The sequence below is a fragment of the Spiribacter curvatus genome (genome assembly GCF_000485905.1).
Classification (GTDB): Bacteria; Pseudomonadota; Gammaproteobacteria; order Nitrococcales; family Nitrococcaceae; genus Spiribacter; species Spiribacter curvatus.
Genome location: NC_022664.1, coordinates 648,328 through 664,922 on the forward strand (window position 1 = coordinate 648,328; position 16,595 = coordinate 664,922).

General features: G+C 63.5%; 13 protein-coding genes and 1 tRNA gene. 12 read left to right on the plus strand and 2 right to left on the minus strand.

Features of this window, described 5'->3' with window-relative positions; all coding sequences use genetic code 11:
- Position 1: 1 nt before the first annotated feature.
- The 11 genes from SPICUR_RS03250 to pnp all read left to right on the plus strand — a co-directional run bounded on the left by SPICUR_RS03250 (position 2) and on the right by pnp (position 12,055).
- Positions 2-1,513, plus strand: coding sequence for an NADH-quinone oxidoreductase subunit M (locus SPICUR_RS03250; RefSeq protein ID WP_041381631.1), 1,512 nt, complete (start codon positions 2-4; stop codon positions 1,511-1,513).
- A 21-nt stretch (positions 1,514-1,534) separates the two neighbouring features.
- The gene (gene nuoN, locus SPICUR_RS03255) at positions 1,535-2,974 is read left to right on the plus strand and encodes an NADH-quinone oxidoreductase subunit NuoN (protein WP_041381633.1); all 1,440 of its coding nucleotides are present in this window, start codon (positions 1,535-1,537) and stop codon (positions 2,972-2,974) included.
- Between the two features lie 37 nt (positions 2,975-3,011).
- Positions 3,012-3,317, plus strand: a complete 306-nt coding sequence (locus tag SPICUR_RS03260; protein WP_051373285.1) for a DUF2818 family protein — start codon at positions 3,012-3,014, stop codon at positions 3,315-3,317.
- Positions 3,318-3,355: 38 nt separating this feature from the next.
- Positions 3,356-3,432 (plus strand) — tRNA-Met (locus tag SPICUR_RS03265).
- Between the two features lie 124 nt (positions 3,433-3,556).
- Positions 3,557-4,009: a ribosome maturation factor RimP gene (gene rimP / locus SPICUR_RS03270; RefSeq protein WP_023366013.1), complete on the plus strand. Its 453-nt coding sequence runs from the start codon at positions 3,557-3,559 to the stop codon at positions 4,007-4,009.
- Positions 4,010-4,043: 34 nt separating this feature from the next.
- Entirely contained in the window at positions 4,044-5,600 is a 1,557-nt protein-coding gene (gene nusA / locus SPICUR_RS03275; protein ID WP_023366015.1) for a transcription termination factor NusA, read from the plus strand.
- A 31-nt stretch (positions 5,601-5,631) separates the two neighbouring features.
- Positions 5,632-8,274 carry a translation initiation factor IF-2 gene (gene infB / locus SPICUR_RS03280; protein ID WP_041382121.1) on the plus strand — a complete coding sequence of 881 codons (2,643 nt, stop codon included), beginning with the start codon at positions 5,632-5,634 and terminating at the stop codon, positions 8,272-8,274.
- A gap of 2 nt (positions 8,275-8,276) precedes the next feature.
- Complete coding sequence (gene rbfA, locus SPICUR_RS03285; RefSeq protein ID WP_023366019.1) at positions 8,277-8,657, plus strand: 30S ribosome-binding factor RbfA; 381 nt, start codon at positions 8,277-8,279, stop codon at positions 8,655-8,657.
- Between the two features lie 9 nt (positions 8,658-8,666).
- The gene (truB, locus tag SPICUR_RS03290) at positions 8,667-9,596 is read left to right on the plus strand and encodes a tRNA pseudouridine(55) synthase TruB (protein WP_023366021.1); all 930 of its coding nucleotides are present in this window, start codon (positions 8,667-8,669) and stop codon (positions 9,594-9,596) included.
- Positions 9,597-9,640: 44 nt separating this feature from the next.
- On the plus strand, positions 9,641-9,910 hold the full coding sequence (gene rpsO / locus SPICUR_RS03295; protein ID WP_023366023.1) for a 30S ribosomal protein S15: 270 nt from the start codon (positions 9,641-9,643) through the stop codon (positions 9,908-9,910).
- A 33-nt stretch (positions 9,911-9,943) separates the two neighbouring features.
- On the plus strand, positions 9,944-12,055 hold the full coding sequence (gene pnp, locus SPICUR_RS03300) for a polyribonucleotide nucleotidyltransferase (RefSeq protein ID WP_023366025.1): 2,112 nt from the start codon (positions 9,944-9,946) through the stop codon (positions 12,053-12,055).
- A gap of 76 nt (positions 12,056-12,131) precedes the next feature.
- Here pnp and SPICUR_RS03305 read toward each other — a convergent pair whose 3' ends face one another.
- Entirely contained in the window at positions 12,132-14,201 is a 2,070-nt protein-coding gene (locus SPICUR_RS03305; RefSeq protein ID WP_148291310.1) for a 3'-5' exonuclease, read from the minus strand.
- A 2-nt stretch (positions 14,202-14,203) separates the two neighbouring features.
- The gene (locus SPICUR_RS03310) at positions 14,204-14,578 is read right to left on the minus strand and encodes a response regulator transcription factor (protein WP_023366029.1); all 375 of its coding nucleotides are present in this window, start codon (positions 14,576-14,578) and stop codon (positions 14,204-14,206) included.
- 121 nt (positions 14,579-14,699) lie between these two features.
- Here SPICUR_RS03310 and SPICUR_RS03315 point away from each other — a divergent pair, with 121 nt between their 5' ends.
- Positions 14,700-16,586 carry a DUF294 nucleotidyltransferase-like domain-containing protein gene (locus SPICUR_RS03315; protein WP_023366031.1) on the plus strand — a complete coding sequence of 629 codons (1,887 nt, stop codon included), beginning with the start codon at positions 14,700-14,702 and terminating at the stop codon, positions 16,584-16,586.
- Positions 16,587-16,595 lie beyond the last annotated feature (9 nt).

Here is a 16,595-nt window from a genome sequence, read left to right on the forward strand (position 1 = left end):
CATGTTGGGAGGTTGGCCGTTGCTGAGCCTGTTGATCTGGCTCCCGATCGTGGGCGGTGTCGGTGTCCTGCTGGCGGGGCGGGACAATGCGGATCGGGCCCGCTGGTCGGCACTCGCCGTCTCGGCGCTGACCCTGCTGCTCGGCGTCGCGCTCTGGTTCGGTTTCGAGGTCGGCGTTGCCGGCATGCAGTTCGTCGAGCGTGCCTCATGGATACAGGCGTTCGGGGTTGAGTACTACCTCGGCGTTGATGGCATATCGATGCCGCTCGTGGTGCTCACGGCATTCTCGACACTGCTGGTCGTGGTGGCCGCCTGGGATGTCGTGCGCTATAAGCCGGCCCAGTATCTGGCGGCGTTCCTGATCATGGAAGGCATCATGATCGGCGTCTTCAGTGCCCTCGATGCCATTCTGTTCTACGTCTTTTTCGAGGCGATGCTGATTCCGATGTTCCTCATCATCGGTATCTGGGGCGGACCGAATCGGATCTACGCCACCCTGAAGTTTTTCCTTTATACCTTCCTCGGATCAGTGATGATGCTGATCGCGCTCATCTATCTGCGCACCGAGGCTGGCAGTTTCGCTATTCCGGATCTCTATGGGCTGGCATTGCCGTTCACCACGCAGGTACTGGTCTTTCTGGCGTTTCTGGCGGCGTTCGCGGTCAAAGTGCCGATGTTCCCGGTCCACACCTGGCTGCCGGATGCCCACGTTGAGGCCCCCACCGGCGGCTCGGTGATCCTTGCCGCGATCACTCTGAAGATCGGAGGCTATGGATTCCTCCGCTTCAGTCTGCCGATCGTGCCAGAGGCCAGTATGGCACTGGACTGGCTGTTGATCTCGTTATCGTTGATCGCGGTGGTCTATATCGGCCTCGTGGCAATGGTGCAGGAGGATCTGAAAAAGCTCATCGCCTACTCGTCGATCGCGCACATGGGGTTCGTGACGCTGGCCTTTTTCCTGATCTTCCGGATCGTTGCCGCCAGTGGCAGCCGCGACGCGGCGCTGCTGGCGCTCGAGGGTGGTCTGGTGCAGATGATCTCGCATGGATTCGTGTCTGCGGCGATGTTCCTCTGCGTGGGCGTGCTCTATGACCGTATGCATACCCGGCGTATTGCCGACTATGGTGGCGTCGCCAATCGTATGCCCGTGTTCGCGGGGCTCTTCGTATTCTTTGCGATGGCCAATGCTGGCCTGCCGGGGACATCTGGCTTCGTGGGCGAGTTTATGGTCATCCTGGCGAGTTTCCAGGCTGGGTTCTGGTATGCCGCCATCGCCGGACTGACGCTTATCCTGGGGGCTGCTTACAGCCTCTGGATGATCAAGCGCGTTGTCTACGGCGAGGTCCGGAATGCTGAGGTCGACAAGCTCCGCGACGTGAATCCGCGCGAGCGTCTGCTGCTGGGCAGCCTGGTTGTGGTGGTGCTGTTGTTCGGGCTCTATCCCGCACCACTGATCAACGTGATGGCGCCCTCGCTGGATGCGCTCTTTGGCATTGTTGTGCCCACTCCCTAGTACGCTGGCCAGAGGACGATCATGAATTTCGAAATGCCCCAATTCGCGATGGCCGCCCCGGAGATCTGGTTGGGCGTCATGGTATGCGTCGTCCTGATCGCCGATCTGTTCGACCGCAGCCAGGAGAGCCGGGTCGCGTTCTTTCTCACGCAGGCGACGTTGCTCGTGGCCATCGGGCTGGCCGTGAATACGCACTGGGGCGTCGAGCGCTCGATTACCTTTAACGGCATGTATGTCAGCGACAGCCTTGCCGCGGTGCTTAAGATGACCGTGGCGGGCCTGTCGGTGGCGACGCTCGGTTACAGCAGGGACTACCTCCGCCAACGTGACCTGCTCAAGGGTGAATTCTATCTGCTCGCGTTGATGGCCAATCTGGGCATGTTCGTCATGGCCTCGGCGAGCAGCCTCCTGGTGCTCTATGTCGGCCTGGAGATGCTCTCGCTCAGCCTCTACGCAATGGTCGCCTTTGACCGGGATAGCCGCCTGGGTGCTGAGGCGGCGATGAAGTACTTCGTGTTGGGTGCGCTATCCTCAGGGATGATGCTCTACGGCATGTCAATGATCTACGGCGCATCCGGCAGCCTGCTCATCGACGAGATCGCCGCACAGGCCGCCACCGGCGATCACCTGCTGCTGATGGGATTTGGCATGACCTTCGCGCTGGTGGGGGTGGCATTCAAATTCGGGGCTGCGCCATTCCATATGTGGATACCGGATGTCTATCAGGGTGCGCCGACGGCCGCGACAGCATTTCTCGGTACGGCGCCGAAGGTCGCGGCACTGGCATTGTTCCTGCGGCTGCTCGTCGATGGGCTTGGCGATCTGCATGGCCAGTGGCAGGCGATGGCGATCATCCTGGCGGTTGGGTCACTGGCGATCGGTAACCTGTTCGCGCTCGTCCAGACCAATCTCAAGCGCATGCTCGCGTATTCGACCATTTCCCACATCGGTTTCCTGTTCCTCGGTCTGATCGCCGGGACCGAAGAGGGCTACGCCGCGGCGCTGTTCTACGCCATCAGCTACGGCATCATGGCAAGCGGTGCTTTCGGCATGATCATCCTGCTCTCGCACCGCGGCTTCGAGGCCGAGATGATCGACGATATGCGCGGGCTGAACGACCGCCACAGTGGCTTTGCGCTGGTGATGCTGCTGCTGATGTTCTCAATGGCGGGCATCCCCGGAACGGTCGGCTTCTACGCGAAGTGGCTGGTGCTTCAATCGCTCATCGACACGGGGATGGTCTGGTTGGCTGTGGTAGCGGTGCTGTTCGCGGTGATCGGCGCGTTCTACTACCTGCGCGTGCTCAAGGCGGTTTACTTTGACCGCCTCGACGCTCCGGCTCCGCTTGAGGCGCCGATGGGGCAGCGCGCGATCGTCGCCGTCAACGGCGGTGCGATCCTCGTGCTCGGCCTGTTCCCTGATCGTCTGATCGAAATCTGTCAGACCGCGTTGGGACTGTAAGCGGCCAGTGGGGACCGGCGCCGCCATCGTGCTGTTGATGATCGTCGCACTGATCGCGGCGAATCTGCCGTGGCTGAGCGATCGGATCGCGTTCTTTGCGGCGCCGCCGGCAAGGGGCAAGTCGGAGTGGATCCGGTGGGCCGAGTGGCTGGCGATGTTCGTGGTCGTGGGCTTGATCGCTGCCGGGCTGGAATATCGGACTCAGGGACAACTCCAGGTTCAGGGCTGGGAGTTCTGGGTCATCAACCTCGCGTTATTCGCGGTGCTGGCGCTGCCCGGGTTTATTTACTGCCACGACCTGCGACGCCGACTCCGGCGTCAGTATCGAAGACGCGAGTCTTGAAAAAATCCGGTAGGGCGTCTACCATTCTTTTTGTCGGTTGCGGGGTGGAGCAGTCCGGTAGCTCGTCGGGCTCATAACCCGAAGGTCGCAGGTTCAAATCCTGCCCCCGCTACCAATTAGGCATCTTCGAGAAGGCCGCTTGCGGCCTTTTTTTTTGCCGATGCCGTCAAGGCGGTAGTCGGTGTGAAAATGGGCCTCGGGCCCATTTTTTGTTCCGGGAAGGCCGGATACAACGAAACATGAAAGCGCCTGAACACGTCATAGAGCTTCTGGAGCCCGTTATCGAAGGGCTTGGCTACGAATGCGTCGGGGTGGAGTTCCACCCGAGCCGGGGCGAATCCGTCCTACGCGTATTCATCGACGGGCCGGACGGCGTCAATGTCGATGACTGCGCCCGCGTCAGTCACCAGGTCAGCGGTGTGCTCGACGTCGAAGACCCGATCCGGGGGGACTATGTCCTCGAGGTGTCCTCGCCAGGACTTGATCGCCCGGTCTTCAAGACCTCCGATTACGAGCGCTTCAGTGGCGAATCCGTCCGTATCCGGCTTCGTGAGCGGATTGATGGGCGGCGGAAAATCACCGGCCGACTTGCCGGACTGACGGATGAAGGGGTCATCGTCGAAACAGCGGACGGGCGCACTGCGGTGCCGCTGACGGCAATTGATGGCGCACATATTGAGCTGGAGCCGTGAGCGGCGGCGTATTCCAATCGGAGAACGGTAGACGATGAGCAAGGAAATTCTGCTGGTAGTCGATGCGATCGCCAACGAAAAGGGCGTCGAGCAGGAAGTGATCTTCCAGGCCATCGAGGCCGCCCTCGCTTCGGCAACGCAGAAGCGTCACAGCGAGGAGATCGCGGCCCGGGTCGCAGTCAACCGGCGGACAGGCGAGTATCAGACCTTCCGCTACTGGGAGGTCGTCGAGGATCCGGCGTCCGCCGAAGAGAACGCTGAGGCCGATACGGATACCGATAATGACAGCGAGCTCACGGCTGAACTCGAGCACCCGGATCACCAGATACCATTGTCCCGGGCGCGTGAGATTGATCCGGATATCGAAGTCGGCGGCGTGATCGAAGAGCCGATGGAATCGGTGGAGTTCGGGCGCATTGCGGCACAGACCGCCAAGCAGGTGATCGTCCAGCGCGTCCGCGACGCCGAACGGGCCAAGGTTGTCGAGGCCTATCGCGATCGTGTTGGCGAGCTGATTTCCGGCGTCGTCAAGCGGGTTGAGCGAGGCAACGTCTTCCTCGATCTGGGCAGCAATGCCGAGGCCTTCATCCCCCGCGAGGAAATGATCGCGCGCGAAGCGGTCCGGCCGGGCGACCGGCTGCGCGCCTGGCTGCGGGAGGTACGCGAGGAGGTCCGTGGGCCACAGCTGTTCGCGAGTCGCTCGGCGCCGGAGTTCCTGGTCGAGCTTTTCAAGCTCGAGGTTCCGGAGGTCGGCCAGGAATTGCTCGATATCCTTGGCGCGGCGCGGGATCCCGGGCTGCGGGCCAAGATTTCGGTCAACGCTCTCGACAGCCGGATTGATCCAGTCGGTGCCTGCGTCGGCATGCGGGGCTCGCGGGTACAGGCGGTATCCAATGAGCTGTCCGGCGAGCGCATTGATATCATTCTCTGGAATGAAAATCCGGCGCAGTTCGTGATCAACGCCATGGCGCCCGCGGAGGTGGAATCCATCGTTGTCGATGAAGATCGCCATAGCATGGACATCGCGGTGGGCGAGGATCAGCTCTCCCAGGCGATCGGTCGGGGTGGACAGAATGTCCGGCTGGCCAGTGAGCTGACCGGATGGGAGCTGAATGTGATGACCGCCTCCGAGGCTGAGGCGAAGAGTGAGTCCGAGGCCGCCGAACTGGTCGAGCGTTTCGCGACCGATCTCGACGTCGATGAGGAGCTGGCGGGCCTGTTGGTGGAGGAGGGCTTTTCGAGCCTCGAGGAAATCGCCTATGTGCCGGTCGCCGAGTTGCTCGAGGTCGAGGGTTTCGATGAGGAGCTGGTCAACGCATTGCGTCAACGGGCGCGGGACGTACTCGCGAGCCGCGAGGCGGAGGCAGCGGCCGCCGAGGCGCCCGCGGATGACCTGCTCGGACTGGAGGGCATGGATACAGCGCTCGCTGAGCAGCTGGCCGCCAACGGTATCCGTACCATGGAGGATCTCGCGGAACAGTCGGTCGATGATGTGATTGAGATTGAAGGCCTTGATGCAGAGCGTGCGGCGGCACTGATCATGAAGGCCCGCGAACCGTGGTTCGCTGACGCCGGCGAGGGTCAGGAGTAATTCCGGTTCAGCCGGGACGGAGGTTATGAATATGGCGCAGAGCACAGTCAGGGATTTTGCAGACAGGACGGGTGTGCCGCTGGATCGGTTGCTTATTCAGCTCCGTGAGGCAGGCATCCCCAACGACGACCCCGATACCGCCTTGTCTGACGCGGACAAGACCACCCTGCTTGAGCACATCCGCAAGACGCATGGCCGCCGGGATGACAGTGAGGAAGGCGGTCCCTCGCAGATCACCCTCAAGCGGCGCAGCCATAGTCAGCTCAAGATGCCCTCTGGTGGCGGCGAGCGCCGTGCGCCACGGGGTAGCCGCGGGGCGGGTGCCGGTCGGACCGTCAATGTCGAGGTCCGCAAGAAGCGCACTTACGTGAAGCGCAGCGTGGTAGAGGCCGAAGCCGCTGAACAGGATGCCCAGGTTCTCGAGCGCGCCCTGCAGAAAGATGTGAACGCGGCCGAGGAGGCGCGTCAGGCAGAGGCGCGGGTCAAGGCCGAGGCCGAGGCGAAGGCCGAGGCAGAACGCCAGGAGCGGGAAGCCGCGGAAGCAGCCGAAGCCGCCGCCCGTGAGACGGAGCGGACCGAACAGCCTGAGTCCGATACTGAGACGCCGGAAACGGCACCCGGTGAGGCCGCAGCAGAGGTTCAGACGCCGGCCGACCTGGAGGCGGATTCCCAGAAGTCCGAGTCCGAGGCGGCCCGCAATAAAGAAATCGAGGACGACAAGGAGCGTAAGCGCCTTGAGGCCGAGGCCAAGCGTGAGCGCGAAGCCGAGGAGCGTGCGGCTCGCAAGGCGTCCCGGGGTAAGGGTAAGGCGCGCAAGAAGGCCGAGGCCGGCGGCCGTCGATCCAAGCGAGGCGGCGGCGCGGCCGGCGCCGCGAGTTCCGCACTCCAGCAGGGCTTCGAGAAGCCGACCGCACCCGTCATACGCGACGTCCAGGTGCCGGAGACGATCACCGTTGGCGATCTCGCCCAGCGGATGAGCGTCAAGGCCGCCGATCTGATCAAGGAGATGATGAAGCAGGGCGTCATGGCCACCATCAATCAGGCCATTGATCAGGATACGGCAGTGCTGTTGGTCGAGGAGCTCGGCCATCGGCCGCATATCGTGCGGGAGAACGATCTCGAGGAGGCGGTCCTCAGCCAGACCACTGAGCCGGAGGGCACTGAAGAGCCGCGCTCGGCAGTGGTCACGATCATGGGGCACGTCGACCATGGCAAGACGACGCTGCTCGACTATATCCGCCGCGCCAAGGTTGCATCCGGCGAGGCGGGGGGGATCACCCAGCATATCGGCGCCTATCGGGTGCCGTCTGAGCGCGGCGATCTCACATTCCTGGATACACCCGGCCATGAGGCGTTCACGGCGATGCGTGCCCGGGGCGCCCAGGTGACCGATGTGGTCATTCTGGTGGTGGCGGCGGACGACGGTGTGATGCCGCAGACCGAGGAAGCAGTCAAGCACGCCCGCGCTGCTGGTGTGCCGCTGGTGGTGGCGGTCAACAAGATCGACCGTGAGGAGGCGGATCCCGACCGGGTCAAGAATGAGTTGGTCGCCCGCGAGGTCGTTCCCGAGGAGTGGGGCGGTGATACGCAGTTCATCCCCTGTTCGGCCCTGAATGGCCAGGGGGTCGAGGCACTGCTCGAGGCCGTCGCGCTGCAGGCTGAGCTACTCGAGCTCAAGGCGGTCCGTGACTGCCCTGCCTCTGGCGTGGTGGTGGAATCGAGTCTCGACCGCGGCCGGGGTCCGGTGGCGACGATCCTTGTCCAGAACGGCGTGCTGAGTCAGGGCGACACGATCATCTCCGGTACCGAATTCGGCCGGGTCCGTGCGCTGCTCGACGAGCGCGGCGAGCGGGTCACATCCGCCGGTCCGTCCACACCGGTAGTGGTGCTGGGGCTGTCCGGGCTACCCGAGGCAGGTGATGAGGTCCTCGCGGTCGAGGACGAGCGCAAGGCCCGCGAGCTGATTGAGCGTCGCCGGGAGAAGAGCCGCGACAAGCGGCTTCAGGCCCAGAAGGCCGCGCGCATGGATGAGCTGTTCAACCAGGCGCAGGATGACGTCGTGAAAACCGTCAACCTGGTCATCAAGGGTGATGTCCAGGGGTCGGTGGAGGCCCTGACCCAGTCGCTCGCCAATCTCTCCACCGATGAGGTGCGGATCGTGCCGGTGGCAACCGGCGTTGGTGCCATCAACGAGTCCGACGTCAACCTGGCGATGGCCTCTGAGGCCCTGCTGATCGGGTTTAATGTGCGGGCAGACGCCAAGGCGCGACGGCTTGCGCAGGAAAACGACGTCAAGCCGCATTACTACAGCATTATCTACGATGCGATCGACCAGCTTCGCAATGCGATCAGCGGCATGCTCGAGCCCGAGACACGCGAGCATATCATCGGCACCGCCGAAGTCCGCGAGGTGTACCGCTCCTCGCAGCTCGGCCAGATCGCTGGCTGTCTGGTCGTCGACGGTGTGGTCCGTCGACGGAATCCGATCCGCGTGCTGCGCAACAGTGTTGTCGTTTTCGAGGGAGAGCTGGAATCGCTGCGGCGCTTCAAGGATGACGTCAAGGAAGTGCAGTCCGGGACCGAATGCGGTATCGGCGTCCGCCACTACAATGACGTCCGTGTCGGTGATCAGATCGAGTGTTACGAGCGCGTCACCATTGAGCGGACGCTGTAACGATGCCGCGGGATTTCTCGCGGGCACGCCGCGTTGGCGATCAGATCCAGCAGGAGCTGGCCGGGCTTATCCGCGACCAGGTCCGCGATCCCCGGGTGGGATCGGTGACCGTCTCGGAGGTGCGCGTCAGTCGCGACTTCTCCTATGCCGATGTATTCGTGACCGGCCTGGGGATGGAGGCGGAGGAGTCGCAAGAGATGGTGCGGGTGCTCACCGGCGCGGGTAACTTCCTGCGCCGTGCGCTCGCCCAGCGGCTGACGCTGCGCAAGGTCCCAGTGTTGCGGTTCCAGTATGATCCGACATTCGATCGCGGCGCGCGCCTCAATCGGCTGATCGACGATGTCCAGCCGGATGAGGGTCCGGCGACACCGGACTCGGACTGACCGGCCGCGATGGCGCGTCGCAAGGGTCGGTTCATCGACGGCATCCTGCTGCTCGATAAACCCGGCGGCATCAACTCCAATCAGGCGCTGCGCCGGGTCAGTCGCTGGCTCGATGCCCGCAAGGCCGGCCACACCGGCAATCTCGACCCGCTGGCGACAGGGCTGCTGGTGCTCTGTTTCGGCGAGGCCACCAAAATCAGTGGCTGGCTGCTTGATGCCGATAAACGCTATGTCGCCACGGCGCGTCTGGGCATTGTCACGGACAGCGCAGACGCCGACGGCGAGGTTCTCTTGGAGCGGCCGGTGCCGGCGCCCGATCACGATGGCCTTGAGGCGGTCCTGGCCCGTTTCCGCGGGGCGGTCTCGCAGGTACCGCCGATGGTCTCGGCGCTCAAGCACCAGGGGCGTCGGCTGCATGAGCTCGCACGCGAGGGCAAGACCGTCGAGCGCCCCCCGCGGCCGGTCACGATCCGCTCACTGACCGGTCACTGGATTGGCCCGGATCGCCTGCAGCTGACGGTTGACTGTTCCAAGGGCACTTATGTGCGCAGCCTGGTCGCTGATATCGGTGAGGCGCTTGGCTGTGGGGCACATGTCGAAACGCTGCGGCGCACCGCACTGGGGCCATTCTCTGGTGAGGGCATGTCGACATTGGAGCACCTTGAGGCCCGGCGCGAGGCTGATCCTCACGGTCTGGATGAGCTCCTCCTGCCCCCTGATCAGGGGCTTGTCGACTACCCGGCAGTCATGCTCGGGCGTGAACAGACGCCCGCCTTCTGCCAGGGGCAGCGAGTCGCCGGCGCCGCTGGCTCACAAATGCCCGCAGGGCTGTGTCGGGTCTACGCCAACACCGGCATATTCCTCGGTATCGGGCTTGGCGATGCCGAACACGGGGTCGCGCCGCGGCGATTGCTTGTTCAGCGCAGCCCCCACGGCTAGAATATTCAGTTGTAGTTAATCAAGTTTTCAATCAGGAGTCATTGATGTCGCTCAGCGCTCAACAGAAGCAGGAGATCGTCCGTGATTACGGACGCGCCGACGGGGACACGGGATCCCCGGAAGTGCAGATCGCCCTTCTGACCGCCCGTATTCAGTACCTTACCGATCATTTCGCCACCCACAAGCAGGATCACCATTCCCGCCGCGGTCTTCTCAAGCTGGTCAACCAGCGTCGCCAGCTGCTGGATTATCTGCATCGCAAGAGCCTCGAGCGCTATCAGTCGGTCATCAAACGACTGGGCCTGCGCAAGTAAGGCTTTCCACAAGAGACCAGGGGATAAATCTCAGTGACTCCAACCGCCGTCAAAAAGTCGTTCCAGTTCGGGGAACACAACGTCACGCTCGAGACCGGCAAGATCGCCCGTCAGGCGAGTGGTGCGGTCATGGTCAACATGTCCGACACCGTCGTCCTTGTCACCGTCGTCGGCAAGCGTGAGGTCGTACCCGGGCGAAGTTTCCTGCCGCTCACTGTCAACTATCAGGAGCGGACCTACGCGGCGGGCAAGATCCCGGGTGGGTTTTTCAAGCGTGAGGGCCGTCCCTCCGAGAAAGAAACCCTGGTCTGCCGCCTCATCGATCGGCCGATCCGGCCGCTGTTCCCGAACGGATTCACCAACGAGGTCCAGGTCGTCGCGACCGTCATTTCCATGAATGACGAGGTCGATCCGGACATCCCGGCACTGATCGGGACGTCCGCCGCGCTGGCCGTGAGTGGCATCCCGTTCGAGGGGCCCATCGCCGCCGCCCGCGTGGGCTACAATGACGGTGAGTTTATCCTCAACCCCTCGTTCACCCAGCTGCAGAGCTCTGAGCTCGATCTGGTGGTTGCCGGTACTGAGCAGGGCGTGCTCATGGTCGAGTCCGAGGCCAACCGCCTGCCCGAGCAGACCATGCTTGATGCGGTCCTGTATGGCCACGAGCAGATGCAGTCGGCGATCAATGCGATCAAGGAGCTCTCCGCCGAGGCCGGCAAACCGCGCTGGGACTGGGAGCCGGAACCGACCGACGAGTCCCTGACCGCCCGGGTCCGTGAGCACGCAGAGAAGCCACTGACCGAGGCCTATGCGGTTGCTGATAAGCAAGCCCGTCAAGAGGCGATCGCGGCCGTCCGCAGTGACGTCACCACCGCCCTTGTGGCGGACGGTGAGAGCGAGGACGGCTGGAGCGCCGAGGCGGTCAGCGATGCCTTCAAGGACCTTGAAAAGACCATCGTCCGTGGCCGCATCATCGCTGGGGAGCGTCGGATCGACGGGCGTGACAACTACAGTGTCCGGCCGATCGACATCGAGGTTGGCAGCCTGCCCCGGACGCATGGATCCGCGATCTTCACGCGGGGTGAGACGCAGGCCATGGTGGTGACCACCCTGGGCACCGGCCGTGATGCGCAGATAATCGATGGAATCGAGGGCGAGCGGCGCGAGCAGTTCATGCTCCATTACAACTTCCCGCCTTACTGTGTGGGCGAGGCCGGTTTCATGGGAACGCCGAAACGTCGTGAGATTGGTCACGGCAAGCTTGCCAAGCGCGGTGTTGAGGCGGTCATGCCGGAACCGGAAGACTGCCCCTACGTGGTCCGTGTCGTCTCCGAGATCACCGAGTCGAACGGTTCAAGTTCGATGGCGTCGGTCTGTGGCACCAGCCTCTCGCTGATGGATGCCGGTGTGCCCCTCAAGGCGCCGGTGGCCGGTATCGCCATGGGACTGATCAAGGAAGGTGATGACTTTGCGGTCCTGACCGATATTCTCGGTGACGAGGACCACCTCGGCGATATGGACTTCAAGGTCGCCGGCACCGATAACGGTGTGACCGCACTGCAGATGGACATCAAGATCGATGGCATCACCCGCGAGGTGATGGAGCAGGCGCTGGCGCAGGCCCGCGACGGCCGGCTGCACATCCTTGGCAAGATGAATGACGTCATCGCCGAGCACCGTGAGGAAATGTCGGTCTATGCACCCCGGCTCATCACCCTGCGGATCGATCCCGACAAGATCCGGGATGTGATCGGCAAGGGCGGCGCAACCATCCGCCAGTTGACCGAGGAGACCGGCACGACGATCGATATCACCGACGAGGGAGTTGTCACGATCGGCTCCACCGACAAGGCTGCGGGTGAAGAGGCGCGCCGGCGGATCGAGCTGCTCACGGCGGATGTTGAGGTCGGCCAGGTGTACGAGGGCAAGGTCATCAAGCTGATGGACTTCGGGGCCTTCGTGAACATCCTGCCAGGGCGTGACGGGCTGGTGCACATCTCCCAGATCTCGGAGCGCCGCGTTGAGAGCGTTGCGGATGAGCTGGCCGAGGGACAGAGCCTCCGGGTGAAGGTCCTCGAAGTCGATCGTCAGGGACGGATCCGGCTCAGCATCAAGGCGCTGCAGGAAGAGGGCGCCGAGGGCTAGCGCCACCGGTCACATTCGGCCGTTCACCGGCGACCTGAAAAAGCCCCGCGGCATGGCCCCGGGGTTTTTTTGTGGGCTAGAAAGCGCGTTGCTGGCGGCGGAATTCGACCATTTTCTCCTGCGCGCTGACTGCATCGTTGAGGCGCACGATCCCCGCGTCGGGTAGCAATTCGAACAGCTGGATCAGGATCTCGGCGGTGGTGAGGGAGTCACCCAGGGCGGTATGCCGACCGCCAACGCCTACACCCAGCCGTCGGGCCACGCCCTCGAGCGTATGCTCGCCGGTATGGTCATGGAGCATGATCGACAGCAGCAGGGCATCCAGTGTGGGGTGGTCGAAGCGAACACCGCAGCGGCGTTGTTTGAGCCGCAGAAACCGCATGTCGAATGCGATATTGAATCCCACCAGTACAGCATCGCCGGCAAAGGCGTGGAACCGCCGGACGGCTTCCTCCACCGGCGGCGCGTCGGCGACATCCTCATCCCTAATGCCGTGAATGCTGGTGGCAAGGGCGGGGATTGAGCGATCTGGATTGGCGAGCAGTTCGAATGTCTCGCCGTGCATGACGCGTCCCTGATGGATACGGACGGCGCCAATGGCGACGATCTCATCACCCTGGCCGGGTGCCAGGCCGGTGGTCTCGCAATCGAATACGACATAATCCAGATCGGTCAGTCGCCGCTCCGCCTGATCGCCCAGGGCCAGAACCGGATCGGCCTCATCGGCGGCAAAGTCATAGAACTCGGGGCGCGCGGCGATGGCGCTCGGGGTCTCGGTCTTCTCCGGCGCTCCGGGGAGTGGCAGCCGCAGCATTGCTCGACCGACGCGCGACAGATCCGCCTGGCTCCAGGCGGTGGTGTCATGGCGTTGCAGGACCTCACGCAGGGAAACGGTTCCACCCACGTCATCCAGTCCCGCATCGAGCCACTCATCAAGCTGATCTGGCGCGACCACGTCGCCAGACCAGTTGATGTCGAGGTAGACCAGGCTACCCTGTTCACGCCCGGTGATCGCGACGGCCGCGATGTCGAGCGCACTCGCAAGCCGGACGAGCAGTGCCTCGATCACTTGACTGAGTAGATAGGGCTCCGCCGATACCCAGACATCCGCGCCGCACTGGATCCGTGGCATGCCGGCCGACTGGCTGTTTTTCTTGATCCCGGAGATGAGACTGCCGAGGTGCAGATCCTCCAGCCGCCAGTTATCCGTGACCATCGATGTGGTCTCATCAGAGAGATGCGAAAAGGCCTCGGTCAGACGGCGGGTTTCTTCCTGGACCATCAGGCCGAAGCGGTCGGCTTCGGCGCCAAGATTGGCCTGTTGTGCGAGCCGTAGGCTCTCGCTGACTGTATAGAGGCTGGTCAATGGGTCGCGTAGCGACTCGACCGCCGCGCGGAGGCTCTGCTCGCGACGCAGCACGGCACGGGTCTGACGTGAGACGTCAGTCAGGGTGATGACGAAGCCGTCGGTGCCGGGGTCGTCGGTCATCAATCGTGCGACTCGACAGCGCAGGAGTCGCTCACCACTGGCGGTGGCACAGACCAGCTCGGTGTCGGTGCCGCTGGTGGTGTTCGCGGTCGGATCGATCAGGCCCAGTGCGTGCCGCAGCGGTCCATCATTGAGCACCTCGTTGATATTCCGGCCCAGCCCCAGCGCCGGCTCGGCATCGAGCAGGGTCCGCGCCGTGCGGTTATAGAGATTGATGCGGCCGTCGGTCCCGCAGACCACCACGCCTTCACGGATTTCCCGCAGGATGGTCTCGAGCCGCGCTTTCCGGGCCTCGATGCGGGTGGTCCAGGCCGAGGCCGCCTCCTCCATCTCTCGCCGGCTCCGGGCAACCGTGCCGCCGAGCTGTTCCACGGTCTCAGGCAGGCGGCCCAGCCAGTGATGACCACCCAGCTCAAGCTGATGACCGGGGTTGGAGCCGGCGATGATACCGGCGCCCCGTTCGGTCGCGCTCAAGGGCCGAGTGATCCGCCAATCGAGGACCAGACCGATGCCGGCAACGCCCACGCCGATAACGCCTCCGCCGAGCAGCGGGTGCACGCTCGCCAGCATCGGTGCCACTGCCGCCGTGGGCGCGCCGATGGCGGCCACCGACCCCCAGAGTCGCTTGCGCAACCGCGGCAGTCGAAATGCCCTCACGCTCAGGCGGCTCCGCTGACCAGTGACCGCACTCGGCCAAGGATCGTGGCGGGGTCAAAGGGCTTGACGATGAAGTCAGTCGCACCGAGCGAAAATGCCTTCTCGCGCTCGACCTCCAGGCTGTGCGAGGTCAGCATAAGGATCGGCAGACTGGCTGTTCCGGCACCGGAGAGCAGCCGCTGACAGAGGTCATAACCGCTTCGGTCAGGTAGCGTGGTGTTGACCAGCGCCACGTCGGGACAGGCCTCAGCCATGGCAGCCTCGGCCTGAGCGCAGCTACTTGCGAGCGCCACCTGAAACCCGGACTGCTCGAGCAGGAATCGAAGCGCGCTGGTCAGATTGGATTCATGGTCGACAATTAGAATCGTTTTAACCATAAGCCACTCAGCACCTCACGGATGCTGCCTCCTCCTCTTTTTCCCGCAGTATAGGCTACTCCATCGCCCGTTTGTCGAGGTACGCTGACGCAACAGTCAATCAATGCCCTCGGAGATTCCCATGACGGATGCCACTGCGAGCACTGACGCCTCGGTCGTCCGCGCCTTTCTCGATTCCCATGCGCCCTTTGATCGGCTGCCGCGCGCGCTACAGCGGTATTTCCGCGAACACTGTGAGCGCTGCGACTACACCGCGGGCACAATCATTCTCGAGCCCTCGACACAGCCGGCGGCGTACTTTTATCTGATCGTGGAAGGCCAGGTTCGCGCGGAGCGGCCGGGGGGTGAGCGCTTCGAACTCGGCCCGGGTGACAACTTTCCGATGGCGGCAATGGTGGGGCAGCGGGCAACGCGGACGGTCTATCGGGCGGGGACCCCGGCAAAGTGCCTGCGCATCCCCCGGACGACGTTTGAGCATCTGATCAGCGAGAGCCCGATCTTCCGCGACTACTGCCTGCGCGGTGTGAGCGGCCTGCTCGATCAGGTCCAGCAGGATATCCAGCACCGCGCCGCGGGGAATCTGGGCGGCGATACCACCATGGATACGCCGCTCGGCGAGCTTATGAACGCCCGGCCGCTGACCTGCGAGGCGCAGATCTCGGTGCGTGACGCGGTGGCGGCAATGCACAGCCGTAAGGTGGGCAGTGTGCTGGTGACTGACCCGGAAGAGCGCCCACGCGGTATCTTCACGCTGCATGATCTGCGCTCGGTGGTCGCCGATGGCAGTCATCTGGACGAGTCACTGGCGAGTGTGATGACCCGTGAGCCGATCACCCTTGACGTCAAGACCTACGCCTTTGAGGCGGTGGTGGAAATGGCGCGTCACCACATCCGGCACATGATCGTCACCGATCAGGGTGGACGCCTCGCCGGCGTCATCTCCGAGCGCGACATATTCGCGCTGCAGCGGATCAATCTCGTCCATCTCACCCGCTCGATCACTGGGGCGGAGGACGTCGACGCACTGGTGCTCGCCCGCGGTCAGGTTGGCGCGTTGATCGACAGCATGATGGCGCATGGTGCCGGTGTTGAGCAGATCACCCGAATCATCACCCTGCTCAATGACCGGACCGTCACCCGTGCGATCGAGCTGGTGCTCGCGGAGCGGGGCGATCCCGGTGTGCCATTCACGTGGATCGCATTCGGCAGTGAGGGGCGCCGCGAACAGACCCGCGTCACCGATCAGGACAACGGCATTCTGTTCGATCCCGGCGGGGAGACACCGGAGGCGGTGCGCGAGCGCCTGCTGCCACTTGCCCGGCGGATTAATGAGGTACTGGATGCCTGTGGTTTCGCGCTCTGTACCGGGAACGTCATGGCCAGCAATCCGGGGCTATGCCTGAGTTTCGAGGAATGGGAAGCGACCTTTCGGCGGCTGGTGGGTAGCGCCACACCAGAGAATGTCCTCCACTCGACCATCTACTTCGACTTTCGTCCGGTCTGGGGGGATCTGGCCACCGGTGAGGCGCTGCAGCGCCGGGTCGTGGAGCTCGCGGCCAGCAATTCGGTATTCCTCCACACCCTTGCCAGCAACTGTATGGCGATCAAGCCGCCGCTCGGCGTATTTCGGGATTTTGTCACCGATCGGGATGATGACGGTGTTCACCGGTTGGATCTCAAGGTGCGTGGTCTGACGCCGTTCGTCGATGCTGCACGGGTGCTGGCGCTGCAGGCCGGTATCGCCGATGGCCATACCCAGACGCGATTCCGCGAGCTGGTCAGAGCCGGCGTACTGACGCCGGAGGATGCTGGTGCTTTCGAGCGCTCTTTCGCTTTCGTGCAGCTTCTGCGGATGCGCGAACACCAATACCAGTCGACCAGCGGGGATCGGATGGGCAACCGGCTGGATCCGGAGGGCGTGAATCCAATGGACCGCCGGATCCTCAAGGAGGCGTTCCGCGAGGCGCGGCGGCTTCACAAAAAGCTCGAAGTGCGCTTCCAGCTATAAAAAAACCCC